Annotated in this window: 13 protein-coding genes; 8 read left to right on the top strand and 5 right to left on the bottom strand. The window is 34.6% G+C overall.

Features of this window, described 5'->3' with window-relative positions; genetic code table 11:
• The 4 genes from ABJI11_RS15635 to ABJI11_RS15620 all read right to left on the bottom strand — a co-directional run.
• Positions 1-661 (bottom strand): PepSY-associated TM helix domain-containing protein (locus ABJI11_RS15635; protein ID WP_348354212.1); only part of this gene is annotated, 661 nt, incomplete at its 3' end.
• Positions 662-953: 292 nt separating this feature from the next.
• Positions 954-1,439, bottom strand: a complete 486-nt coding sequence (locus ABJI11_RS15630; RefSeq protein ID WP_348354210.1) for a DUF2271 domain-containing protein — start codon at positions 1,437-1,439, stop codon at positions 954-956.
• A 22-nt stretch (positions 1,440-1,461) separates the two neighbouring features.
• Positions 1,462-2,964, bottom strand: coding sequence for an ankyrin repeat domain-containing protein (locus tag ABJI11_RS15625; protein WP_348354207.1), 1,503 nt, complete (start codon positions 2,962-2,964; stop codon positions 1,462-1,464).
• Between the two features lie 4 nt (positions 2,965-2,968).
• Positions 2,969-3,874, bottom strand: coding sequence for a DUF6607 family protein (locus ABJI11_RS15620; RefSeq protein ID WP_348354204.1), 906 nt, complete (start codon positions 3,872-3,874; stop codon positions 2,969-2,971).
• Between the two features lie 181 nt (positions 3,875-4,055).
• Here ABJI11_RS15620 and ABJI11_RS15615 point away from each other — a divergent pair, with 181 nt between their 5' ends.
• Together ABJI11_RS15615 and ABJI11_RS15610 are read left to right on the top strand one after the other, a co-directional pair.
• Positions 4,056-6,098, top strand: coding sequence for a TonB-dependent receptor (locus ABJI11_RS15615; protein ID WP_348354201.1), 2,043 nt, complete (start codon positions 4,056-4,058; stop codon positions 6,096-6,098).
• Positions 6,099-6,135: 37 nt separating this feature from the next.
• Entirely contained in the window at positions 6,136-6,762 is a 627-nt protein-coding gene (locus ABJI11_RS15610; RefSeq protein ID WP_348354198.1) for an HmuY family protein, read from the top strand.
• A gap of 76 nt (positions 6,763-6,838) precedes the next feature.
• On the opposite strand, the gene ABJI11_RS15605 is transcribed toward ABJI11_RS15610, so the two are convergent.
• The gene (locus ABJI11_RS15605; protein ID WP_348354195.1) at positions 6,839-7,210 is read right to left on the bottom strand and encodes a hypothetical protein; all 372 of its coding nucleotides are present in this window, start codon (positions 7,208-7,210) and stop codon (positions 6,839-6,841) included.
• A gap of 83 nt (positions 7,211-7,293) precedes the next feature.
• Between ABJI11_RS15605 and xerA the strand changes: the two genes are divergently transcribed.
• The 6 genes from xerA (at position 7,294) to ABJI11_RS15575 (ending at position 13,048) form a co-directional block, all read left to right on the top strand.
• The gene (gene xerA, locus ABJI11_RS15600; RefSeq protein ID WP_348354193.1) at positions 7,294-8,421 is read left to right on the top strand and encodes a site-specific tyrosine recombinase/integron integrase; all 1,128 of its coding nucleotides are present in this window, start codon (positions 7,294-7,296) and stop codon (positions 8,419-8,421) included.
• 76 nt (positions 8,422-8,497) lie between these two features.
• On the top strand, positions 8,498-9,124 hold the full coding sequence (locus ABJI11_RS15595; protein ID WP_348354190.1) for a hypothetical protein: 627 nt from the start codon (positions 8,498-8,500) through the stop codon (positions 9,122-9,124).
• A gap of 161 nt (positions 9,125-9,285) precedes the next feature.
• On the top strand, positions 9,286-9,975 hold the full coding sequence (locus ABJI11_RS15590) for a DUF2695 domain-containing protein (RefSeq protein WP_348354187.1): 690 nt from the start codon (positions 9,286-9,288) through the stop codon (positions 9,973-9,975).
• Between the two features lie 224 nt (positions 9,976-10,199).
• Positions 10,200-10,928, top strand: coding sequence for a hypothetical protein (locus tag ABJI11_RS15585; RefSeq protein WP_348354184.1), 729 nt, complete (start codon positions 10,200-10,202; stop codon positions 10,926-10,928).
• 216 nt (positions 10,929-11,144) lie between these two features.
• Entirely contained in the window at positions 11,145-12,011 is an 867-nt protein-coding gene (locus ABJI11_RS15580; RefSeq protein ID WP_348354181.1) for a hypothetical protein, read from the top strand.
• A gap of 431 nt (positions 12,012-12,442) precedes the next feature.
• On the top strand, positions 12,443-13,048 hold the full coding sequence (locus tag ABJI11_RS15575; protein ID WP_348354178.1) for a hypothetical protein: 606 nt from the start codon (positions 12,443-12,445) through the stop codon (positions 13,046-13,048).
• The last annotated feature ends 330 nt before the right edge of the window (positions 13,049-13,378 follow it).

Below are 13,378 nucleotides of genomic sequence, written 5' to 3'. Positions count from 1 at the left end.
GCTTGGCTGCATTATCGACAGTTACTTCAGACTGTTCAACTACAGCATTAGGCAATACATCAAATTTTTCTGCGGATAAATAGACGCCCGTAGATGCAAGTATCACGACGGGAATAAAGAACCATCTACTGAGCACCACATGGTAGCGCAATTCAAAGTAATCTTTTTGGACTTTAGAAAATAGTTTTAAAAATCCGCCTTGGCGTTTTGCCAATAACACCATTCCAGTAATAGCAATTATCAATAAGAGTAAAGAAATTAGACCAACAAAAAACCGACCTACACTTTTAAGAAATAAAGAGCGATGTATGTTGGTTGCAAAAGAATACAAAGCAGGTCGTTCTTTAACCACACCCAACTGCTTACCCGTTTTCGGATTAATGTAAACATCTAAGGTTTCCATCTCCATGGTCAGCACCGAAGCTTTTACAAAGCCAGATGATTCCACTTCCAAACCAAGCACTTCATCATAAGAATTCTTTAATGCTGCTATAGTAGTAGACAAAGGTACATTTTCAAGACTTTCAACAGCATAGCCCTTTGCCTGATGAGAAATTGGTTCTACAGCAAGAATAATTCCTGTTATAGAAGCAACAACTAAAAAAAGCGATGAAACTAAAGCAAGCGTAAGATGACTATAACGCCAAATAGAAATTGTCATACTATGTAAAATAAATAACCTCGGGACAAGCCCCAGAGACATTGAATTAAAAACATAATTAATAATTTGACGCAAGCGTCAGAACATTTAAATCTCGATTATCGAGCTGTTTTGTAACCGTCTATAACTTTAAAAAATCCAGAACATCAATGAGCAGATATTCTGGAAATTTAACTGTGATTGTAAAATATCTATTTATTTAAAATATCATTGCGAACAAACCAGATTAGCAATCAAAATATAAAAGACTACTATGTTTCGAACAGCTCCTCGCAAAGACAATTTATAATACTTATTGAGGAAGCATACGCACGTAGCGGATAAATCCCTTACCCTCTACCTTTGTTTTTAAATTTTCAGTTGTTAAGGGAAATTGAATATCATCTGCATAATAGCCTTTATCTTCAACAGAAGTCTCAAAACGTAACTGATACCCTTGATCTATTTTATCCGTAGGAATTTGCAAAACATTTAATGCACGCTCTCCTCCACTAATGGTCTCCCCAGAAATAGCATCAATATTAGGGCGATGCTTTCCGTAGAATTTCCACCACTCTGTAATTTCACTGTACCATTCACTATCCTTTCCTTGAACATATAACGTCTCTACATATTCATTATCAGCATCAACAATAGATACTATTAAATAAGCACCTTCGCCAGAATAGTTCGTTAACTGAATTAAACACTTTACGGCAGTTTTCTCTACTGTAGTAAATGCCGATAATAACAACCCAACTAATAGAACGGCCGGAATAAACTTTAAAAATTTTTTCATCTCTATAATCGGTTTGATTTTCTTATTGTTTTAAAAAATTTAATGAAGTATTCTCTTTCTGCAACATTTCGTTTTCACTTGCCAAATCGTACACCGTTTCTTCAAAATCGGTCTTACTATTTGCATCGGCACCTTTAGCAATCAAGAATTTAAGCAACTTATCATTTTCCGCCTTCATAGCAGCAATATGCAAAGCAGTCATACCTTCATCATTCTTAGCATTAACATCGATATCAAAATCGGCTAACTTTTTCACTAACTGAAGATTATTCTTTTTAGCTGCAACATGGTATAATGTATTACCATCGCCTTGCACAGAATTAAACTCTAAACCTTTCGCTTTTAATAATGCCAATTTAGCATCAAAAGCTTTTGCATTTCTCTTGTTATAAGAATCTACCAAGAAGTACGCAGCAGTATTACCTTCTGCATCTTTAGCATTGATATCTGCTCCTTTTTCAATTAAAAACCCAACAACAGCTGCTTTGTTACCATGAGCGGCAAGCATTAGTGCAGTTTCACCACTTTTATTGGAAACATTGATGTCTTTAACATCATTAGCCAATAATTGGACAATCTTTAATTCATTTCTTGAAGTCGCATTTAAAAACGGAGTATTACCCTTTTCATCCGCTTGGTTTACATCTGCACCAGCATCCAAGAACAAGTTTAAAATTGCTTCATCTTTACTACCAGAAGCCAAACGGTGTAAAGGTGTACTTCCGCTAGTTTCAACAATATTAGGTTCCAAACCTAAACTTTTTAAGTAGTTATACACTGGAAGTCCATTACTAAATCCACGCCCACCTTGTGCAGCAAACATAAATGCATTACCACCGTTATTGTTCAACGATTTGTAGTCTACCCCTTTTTCAACCAATAATTTTAGAAAATCTATATTTCCTTTTTTAGAAGCGTAATTAAAAATGCCGTTACCATCTTCATCTTTACTATCTAAAGCCAAGCCATTTTCCAAAAAGAAGTTTAAATCATCCTCACTTTTAAGTGATGGTGCCGCAAGTAATAAAACATTGGCACCATGTTCATTTTTCTCTTCAACCAAATTGACACCTTTAGCTTCAAAAGCTTTGTAAATTTCAGGATTTGTAAGTCCCGCATTTGCTCCAAAGGTAAGCGGAGTGTAACGGTGACTATCTAAAGCGGTAACAGAGGCACCATTATCCAATAAATATTTTACCAATTCGGCATCACCTGCATAACTAGCCCAGTGTAGATAAATACGGCTATCATGCGTTTTCTTGTCAACACTGTTACCATCAAGAGACAGTAAATATTTAACTATCTCTACATCTGCCTTACTGGTAATTGCCAAGGTAGTAGCATCAAAAGAATTACTATCCATTACTACAGGGTCGTTACCCTCTGCTATTTTCTGTTTTACGGTCGCCAAATCTGGATTGGTCTTCCAGAATTTACGGTCTAATAATTCGTTCTTTTGCTGTGCTATACTAGAGAAACTCACGAACAACAGAGCGGTCAAGGCTATTTGTTTTACAATTTTCATGTTCTTATTTTTTTACAAATGATTCAATTACTTCTTCTATTTCTACTTTTTGATCATATTCTTCATCAAAAAGATATTTATACAATACTTTATTATCCACTTTTTCTTCTAAAGAAAGATTTTGGTTTCTACCATAAACATCGTCCCACTTTGTGCGTACCAAAGCCCATTTATCAGTATTAGATTTCCACCAGGCTGCAGCTGCGGCACATCTGCTATCATCAACCTTTACATACGTATTATACCCTTTTTCTTTAGCTATGATAACATCCTTTTTACCATCTTCACGAATTACCTTGGCATTATCTTGATCGTGCAACCAACCATAATCCGTTACTTCATGACGGTTACCACGAACGGTCAAATTATAATCGCTTCTTGTAGTGTACTCACGTCTTGGCAAAGGTGCATCTGCAGTATTCTCCCAATAACTTTTACCATCTACATGAACCCAAGCAGAAGAACCTTCATACCTAGGGCTATCATCTACCTGATACACTTTTTGCGTCCACTGCCCTTTTACCTGATCCGCAGGTAAGCTTGAATATGCCCACGTGTTATTGGCATTGTAACCATATAGGTCCGTATTTTCAAACAACCAATCTTGCCTCCAATGCTTTACTATATGCGGAGCAGCAGGGTTACCTACTTGCAATAAGTGCTGTATAGAAATTTTATCATCTTCATTTACAATCAGCTCTGCCCATTCTAAACCCTTATCCACTTTGGTTTTAGACGGTTTGTATAAAGAATCTGTGCTGTAGTTAAAAGTCTCAGCAAAATTGAAGGTTACTTCAAAGCAACCACACATGCTTTTTATAGCTTCTTGATCTTTTAGTTTTTTGTCCTTTTGAGAAAAAGCACTTATGGAAATCAGCAATACCATAGCTATAGTGATCGGTGTTCTCATTATATAAAAATTTATAGATTTTAAGTTCGCTGTCAAAAATAACTATTTTTATTTATTCTAAATAAGAATTGTTTATATATTTGCGCCACTATTAAGAATTATTCTAAATAAATTAATGTCGCAAAAATATCTTACATATTTAATCTTGATCATCTGCCAATTAAGTTTTGCACAAAATGTGATGAATAGTTCTAAAGACTCTATACTATCTCAACAGTTAGATGAAGTTATAGTTACGGCTACCAGAACAAAAAGGCAATTGTCATCTTTACCGTTACCCGTTACATTAGTAGGCAAAAAGCAGATTATAAAATCTGGTACGGTACGTCTTAATGAAATATTGAACGAGCAGACCGGTATTGTTACCGTTACGGATGAAAGCGGATTTCAGGGGGTACAAATACAAGGTATTGCATCAGACTATATACTTATACTTATTGATGGCGTTCCTTTAGTTGGCAGAAGTGCCGGAAACTTTGATTTAAGCCGCCTTACCGTTGGGAATATTAAACAGATTGAAGTAGTTAAAGGTCCGTCTAGCAGTTTATATGGTTCTGAAGCTTTAGGCGGAGTGATAAATATCATTACCGAAAAACCGAAGACCGAAGAACTTAATGGTAATGCATCCTATAGAATAGGAAGTTTTACACAACAGGACGTCAATTTAGATTTGAAGCAAGGATTTGAAAAGTTTCGTTACGGATTCTTTGCAAACCGATTTTCATCCGAAGGATATGACCTAAATGAAGATGTTGATGGACAAACGGTTAACCCTTATACCAACTACACTCTAAATGGTAGAATCTACTATGACTTTAATGACAAACTAACCCTTTTTACCTCTGCACGATTTTATGATCAAGTACAAGACGCGGGGTTTACCTTAGACACCATAAACTATGAAGGCGATACTAAAGAACGTGAATGGAACGCTCATGCCAGACTAGACCATAAATGGACCCCAAATCTTACCATGGCCTATGAACTGTACTACACCAATTATGTTGCTACGGAACTATTGGCAGACCCAATTTCTACAGATGTATTAAGTGATAGCGATTTTAACCAAAAACTGTTTCGCCCAGAAGTACGCGGTAGTTATACCTTCAAAAATGATAATAATATTGGGTACAAAAATGGAACGTTAACTGCTGGCGCAGGTTTACAAATAGATGAATTAGATAGAACCTACTTTGACAAGACGGTAAACTTTACCTCACAATATCTATACGCGCAGTACGACTTTAACCCGATTGAAAACCTAAATGTTATCGCCGGGGCGCGTTTTGACAATCACTCTGAATACAACAACCAATTCAGCCCAAAATTGGCATTACGTTATCGGTTAAATAATAACCTATCAATAAAGGGATCTGTAGGCTACGGTTTTAAAGCACCAGATTTTAGACAGCTATACTTTGACTTCACCAACTCCGCCGTTGGTTATACCGTATTAGGGTATAATGTAGCCTTAGATAAATTGCAGGAACTTGAAGAACAAGAGCAAATATTAAACGTAGTGGTATCTGAAAAAGATCTAAGCAAACCATTAGAAGCAGAAAGTTCTATTGGTTACAATTTGGGCGCCCATTTAAAACATGGTAAGGGCATTACAGAAATCAACTTTTTTAGAAATGATTTTAAAAATTTGATAGACACTCGCATTATTGCCAGTAAGACCAACGGACAAAATGTATTCAGTTACATGAATTTTGATGAGATATACACCACTGGCTTTGAAATAAATTCAAGCTACAAACTAACCAATGAACTAAATCTCAGTGCCGGATATCAACTGCTATATACCTTTGACAAACAGAAAAAGCAAGACGTAGCAGATAACCAAGTATTTGTAAGAGATGCAACAAACGGGCAGTCTGTAGCACTATCACAAGCCGATTATTTCGGTCTGGTCAATCGTTCTCGCCACAATGCCAATTTTAAAGTGTACTATGACATACCAGCTGCCAGTACAAATATAAACATGCGAATTCTATACAGAAGTAAATATGCCCAATACGACACTAATGGCAACGGACTCATAGATAATTTCGATACCAGCTTCATAGATGGTTTTGTTACCCTAAACGCAGCGGTAAGTAAAACTTTTTATTCTGATATAACATTACAGGTTGGCGCCAATAACTTATTGGACTATACCGACAACAATATCCCGACGATGCCGGGAATTCAAGGATACGTAAAATTAAATTATCAATTCTAACCCACCTGACTACATGCAGGTTTTAATTAAAATTACCATGACAAAGAACATTTTAGCAGTAGCATTTTTAACATTAGCTTTTGCCTCTTGCAGCAATGATGATGACAGCACGCCCACAGACCCCGTACAGACCGAAACCGTAAGCAATTTATTTGCACCACAAACAGGTGGACAAGGGCAACCCGTTGGTGGAGAATTTACAAAGTTCGATTTTGAAACAGGTGCTGTAACTACGAGTGATACCGATTGGGACGTTGCCTTTAGAGGTACTACCATTGCCGTGAACGGTGGCACAGTAACCGGTACAGAAGATGAACCAGAAAGAAATGGCAACGCAGCAGTAGCTGAAGTTACAGGCACGTTAGCAAGTGTAACCACTGCAGAAGACCTAACTTTTAACCAAGACGCTGATGCAACATTTGCCATAGCTACCGGTAGTGATAACGGCTGGTACAATTATGCCGGTGACCCAACACATTTAATTACCCCCATACCTGGTAAAGTTTTTGTTTTTAGAACTACAGCGGGGAACTACGCCAAAGTAGAGTTTATAAGCTATTATGAAGATGCACCAGCAGAACCAGATGCTTTTACTGATGGAACACCATACTACACATTCAATTATGTGTACAACCCTAATGAAGGTGATACTTCTTTTGAGTAAGTTAGATTTAAGAATATAAAAAACTAAAAAAGGGCAACATTATGTTTGCTCTTTTTCGTTGTCCTTTAACCAAAATCTACGCATTCATATACTCTTGCCATTGAACAATTAAGTACTTTGCAACCCCATTCTTGTTAATTTTCAAATATCCAAAGTCATAACAAAAAAGGTAAACATCATTTTTTTGATTCTTCCAGTAGTGGGTAAAATAATTTGGGTTAAATCCTTCTTCTAAAAGTATACTCTTTCTTATAGTGGTAAAGCCAGATTTATTGTAGCGCTTTAGTATTTTTCTATTTTTTTTCAGGTGTTGATCTACGGAGAAATAGAATGTATTTTCTTTCTGCCTTTTTTCATATTGATGAATTGATTTACATGTTATGGAGCAGAAAATTTTATCGGTCCTACCAATTACTTCACTATCACATTCTGGACATGTTTTTTTCATGAACGCTAATTAGTCGAATATTATGCGAATAATATACGCATAATATTCGACTAATTGTCTTATTATTCACTACTCTTGACATTATGAACACACCAAAATCCATTACCCTACACCATATAATGATCAAGGATCAAAAAATGATCGGCATACAGTTTACTCAAGATAAGTTAATACAGAACCTGATCAAAGGGCTTCCTGAAGCTAAGTGGAGTAGCAAATATCATATGGCCTATATCCACAATACAAAGAAAAACCTTGGTATTATTTTCAACACCTTTAAAGGAGTTGTTTGGATCAACTATAATAAATTTTTAAGCAACAGGCCTGTCAACACACATAATGATGTAGTAGACGTACAGTGGTTCAGGGATAGAAAAACACCCGAAGACTATAGAGTTTGTCCGGAGGAATACCTGTTAAAACTAGAGCTTAAAAGATACGCCAATAACACCGTAAAAACGTATGTCAACTTCTTTGAAATGTTCATTAATCATTTTAAAGACAGAGATATTACAACCTTGAACGAAAGTGATGTTAGGTCATATCTACAAAGGTTAATTAGAAGAAACGTATCAAACTCCTATTTAAATCAGACCATAAATGCAATTAAATTCTATTATGAGACCGTTCTTGGCATGCCCAACCGTTTTTACGAGATTGAAAGACCAAGAAAGGAACATAAGCTACCTACCGTAATTTCAAAAGAGGAGGTCATTGCCATGCTTAACTATACAACAAACTTAAAGCATAAATGTATTTTAGCCTTACTTTACAGTGCCGGTTTACGTAGAAGTGAACTTTTAAACCTTAGAGTCAAGGATATAGATAGTAAACGAATGCTTGTTTCTATAAAAAATGCCAAAGGCAATAAAGACCGGTTAAGTCTATTATCCGAAACAGTTCTGCAAGATTTACGGCTATATTTTAAAGAATGGCATCCTAAAGACTTTTTGTTTGAAGGTCATAAAGGCAGCCAATATAGTGCAGCAAGTGTAATACAAATAGTAAAACGAGCCGCCCATAAAGCAGGAATCTCACAAAATGTAACTCCACATACCCTAAGGCATAGTTTTGCAACACATTTGTTAGAATCTAACGTAGACCTTAGACAAATACAGGTATTATTAGGTCATGGTTCAAGTAAGACAACAGAAATATACACCCATGTAGCTACTAATACTTTTAAGACAATAAAAAATCCATTAGATTAGTATTCACAAAGTAGATATATGTGCAATTGTGCACATATACAATTGTTGTAAGCCATTTAACAAAAACCCGAACGAATTGACAAAAACCGAGAAAATAGAACAAATATTGAAAACAGCTGAAATTCACGAAAGAATCGTTTGTGAATCAACTGAAATTGATAGTAAAACAAAACCATATTTTCTTGAACTTTCGAAATTCACAAAGGACTGCTTAAATGACAAAACGAAAGCAGGAAAATTCAGTTCCTATCAAATAAAATCATTGGAAAATGAACTCTTGACTTATTGGAATGAAACTATTAGCGTGGAAACCGAAAAATTTTGGTCTGAAATTCTAATTCAAAAGTTGGATATTAATCGAAAAGAACCGTTGAAATTCGCTTTGAGTAAAAATAGATTTAGGAATGTAGAGCAAGGAATTGGAGCAAGGAAATATTGGAGAGAATTGAAAATAATTAAGTCTATTAAAGACCAATATTCGGAATCTGAAATAAAAAAAATTGACCAAATAATCGATGAAGACGAAAAGAATCGAATAGGAATTTTAAAAAAGTGTTTATCAAAAAAAACAATTCCTAAAAGTCAATATTTGAAGTTTGGAGAATGTATGGCTTATTTTACAAGCTGTGGACTTTTTGATACATATATGACAGAAAAAGACGTTTATGAATTACACGAAATTTGGAGAAATTTTAAATCATAATCTGAATAAAAAACGGCTTACAACACCGTATATAATTTATTGCTTGGTTCTCGCCTACTTACGAAAATCCTCGCGGATTTTCTATTCGGTTTTTATTTGTTAACTTAGTTGCTTAACCACGCAACAAACCATATACAAACACGTTAGCCATAATTTAATAAATGACCATTCTTACCGAAAAACAAGTGACAGAATTGTGCGTTTTCATTGAGAAACGGATTGAAAAGAATGGATGCGACCACTCATTGAGAAATACATTTGAATGGGCTGAAAACAATGGAATTGACAAAGATGACTTGATTGACATTCTGGAATCGAACGGCGGATTTTGTGATTGCGAAGTAACATACAATTTACCTGAAGATTGCGATTTAGAAATTGAACCAGAAAACAAAGAATTAGATTCAAAAAATCCATTTAAAACTTCATTACTTTATCAGCAATCTGAGAATAAAATTTACACTAGAGCACTTTTCTCCGATTCTGAATATTCACATAACAATTACACAAAAGACGGAGAATTGTTAATTCCTGCTCCTTATGGTTTTAAACCAAAAAAACGAGTTAGAAATAGTATGCATTTCTTTAATGGAACAGAAACGGAATTGCCAACTGAAATTGGAGTCGTTAAAGAAATCGAGCCAATTAATGGAAGAGATTTTGCCAAAATGGTTCGAGATTTAAAATTAAAATCACTAGCAAAATTTTCTGAAAGAGACGCAGATTATTACTTATCGAGAATAGAGAAAGTGGATATTGGAAAACCGATGGGAATGCACTTTATGGAAAAGACTGGAATCGGTGGGACAAAAATTGAGTTAAGGATTCACAAAGTAATATTCCGGAAATAAAAACTATGGCTAACACAGCCTAAACGTAATGCGGACTTTAGAGCATAACCGAAAGGTCTGTGTATATTTATAAAGTCGCTAAATCTTATGGATTTAGCTTTGAAACAAAAAAAGAAAAAGCAAAACAATAAGCTTTAGCTTCGCGCGCAGACGGAAACGAAAAGTTTCCTTGCCTCCGCACTACGCTTAGCCCAACCGTTACCACACATATTAACAAACCATTAATGTTCTGGAATAAAAAGAGAAAATTACCGATTACCGATGAAGACAAAGTTTGGGTTGATAAAGACTTAAACTGGTTGCGAACGGAGTTTGGAGAAGAACATTTTATGGAAATCCGAACCGTAACACCAACAAAAGATTTCTACGAACGAACCTTTGACAGAACTGAAAAAGATGCGGAATTTATACTCGAACGGACAATGGAATTAATGAACGTTCGAGATGTAAAAATCGATTTGGATTTTTTTTCAGATTCACCGATTGAAATGACAGACGGAACCGTTCTTTCTTCACCAGCCGACATAAATGGTTCTTGGAATAGTGCAGCAGGAACCTTTGAACAAAGTAATGAAGGAACTAAAATTTCAATAGAAACTCAACAGCTTAGAAATCCAATTTCTCTAATTGCCACAATCTCACACGAACTGGCTCATCAAATCTTATTAGGAGAAAATAGAATCGAAGAAAACGACGAATATTTGACTGACTTAACCGCAATCGCATATGGATTTGGGATTTTTATTGGTAATTCCCGTTTTCAATTTTCTGCTTCTGGATTAGGGTGGCAATCAGGTGGTCAAGGATATTTACCTGAGCAAATAATTGCTTACACAATGGCCTGGTTATCCAATGTGAGAAATGAAAAAACGGATTATAGCCAATTTCTGGATAAATCAATGAAAAAATATTTTGACCAAAGTATGGTGTGGTTTAATGGGAATGAAAAATAAATACGTGTGGTAACAAAGCCTAAACGTAATGCGGACTTTAGGGCAAAACCGAAAGGTCTGTGTATATTTATAATGTCGCTAAATCTTATGGATTTAGCTTTGGAACAAAAAAAGAAAAAGCAAAACAATAAGCATAAGCTACGTCGGCAGACGGAAACGAAAAGTTTCCTTGCCTCCGCACTACGCTTAGCCCAACCGTTGTGTGCAATTTGAGAAATGAAAAGATTAATATTAGTTTTAATTACAATAACAATAAATACTGCTGTTTGGAGTCAAAAAGTGACCCTAGATAAAGTAAGCTATGAATCATATTCGACATTCAAATCAGTTGCTGTAGAAATAAAAATAGATGGAGTAAAATTAGACACCATTAACAGGATAAAGCTTTTGGGAAATGCATTTGCATATATAATTAAATCAAAAGAGTATATCTCAGATTCGTTTTATTCTGATGAATATCAGGATAATTCTGACAACAAGTATACCATTGTATTTGACTCAATTTCAAAGCAAATAAATAATTTCGAGAAGGTTACCGGAACTCTGAGATATTTTCATCCAAGTACTTATGATAAATCAATAGTAGTAATAGAGAATGCAAAAAACACATTTAATTCAAACGTTTTAAGCAAAAATTCAGATGAAATAAAAGTTATACCAATAAACGGTTTAATTCTTCATAAACTAAATAAGCGAAAAAAGAAATTACGCAAATATTTAGATGGAATAATATTAAAAAATAGGTTGGACAGAAACCTTTTTATTGAAACTTTGAGTAAACATTTTGATAATTATAAGGATTTCAACTCACTAAATAAATTATCTGATTTCATCATTTTTTATATAGAACAGCCACATTTTAAAGTAGTATCTATTCATTTAGAGGATTCGAATAATAAAAATAGAACTGGGTATTACAGCGTAGAGATTAATTCCAAACTAAATGGACCAAAATCAGCTATCTGGATATCAAGTAACTTTGGAAAAAAATTAAATGATGACTACAAAATTGAAATTCGATATGAAAATAAAAATTCCATTAGAGATTTTGAATTCGAATTATCGAATCTACAATTAAATTAAAACTGCACACAACAATGGCTATAATTAATACGGACTTCAGTCTTTACGCCAAGGTCTGTGTATGTTTATAATGTCGCAAAATCTTTGGGATTTTGCTTCATGCAAGAAAAAAACAAAACAAAACCCAAAGCTTTTACTTAGCGCGAGACAGGAAATCCGCTGGATTTCCGCCCCGCACTAATCATAGCCGAGACGTTAGCAATAATTATGAAAAAGAAATTGTGACTAAGGAAAAGAGCTTATTTCGCATTATATTTCTTACCTCAGTTTTTCTACTGTTGATTAATGACCTGTACCTTAAATACGAGTATCATAATTTTCTTACTGGCAAACTATCAGATTTCGCTGGACTATTTGCCTTTCCATATTTTCTAAGTTGTTTTTTTTCGAAAAGAATAAAGTCTATCTACATTTTTAGCGGAATTTTGTTCATGTTCTGGAAATCGGAATATTCGCAACCGTTTTTTGATTTTGCTCACTTATACGGAATTAGAATTGACCGAACGGTAGATTACACAGACTTAGTTTCTTTGTTAATACTACCTGTCTCATACATTTATTGGAATTGGAATTGGAATTGGAATTGGGATTCTCAGAAAAGTATTAAATCAAGAAAAATCTTGAAACCCATAATTATTGGAATAAACTGTTTCGCCTTTATAGCGACTACTCTACCTAAGCACTATGAAAAAATATCAATGAAGTCAGAGTATTCTACAATTATAAATTACGAATATCAGTTTGTGAGAACTCAACTTAATCTGCCCAAATTAGGCTTATTTGAAAAAGACTATTATGGTATTGAACTTCTTGAAAAAAAAGCACGTATTATAACGTCAATAAAAGTAGATTCCATAAACAAACAGACCACTAGAATTGCTTTAGACAGCATATTAAGTTTTACAGTTGAGGGGAATGGATTTATTTTCAGTAGTGGAATTGACGATGATGATGTTGACTACGTAAGGGAATTGAGTAAAAATGAAATTGAGCAATTATTTTCTAAGCAGTTGAATAGTGAGTTTGCGAAGAAATAACTATTGCTAACACAACCTATAAACAATACGGGCTTAGGTTTTAAACGCTAAGATTTGCGTATTTTTATTAGGTCGCGAAATCTTTGGGATTTCGCTTTGACATAAAAAAGAAAAACAAAACAAAAAGATTTCGCTATGTGCGTGGCGGAAAGCAAACGTTAGTTTGCTCCCGTACTGTTCATAGCTAAGCCGTTAGGCACAATAAGGAGCAAATGACCACGGAAGAAATACTAAACATATCGAAAAGAAAATACCCTACTATTTTAGAATTTTTCTTGTTTTCAGAATTATTTGGAAGAGAAATACCTATTAATATCTCAATAGATAAAG

Origin of the sequence: Maribacter sp., assembly GCF_039968975.1 — a bacterium.
In the GTDB taxonomy this organism is placed as follows: domain Bacteria; phylum Bacteroidota; class Bacteroidia; order Flavobacteriales; family Flavobacteriaceae; genus Maribacter.
Note: the sequence above shows the minus strand (reverse complement) of the source record. Positions and strands in the feature narration are given on the sequence as shown.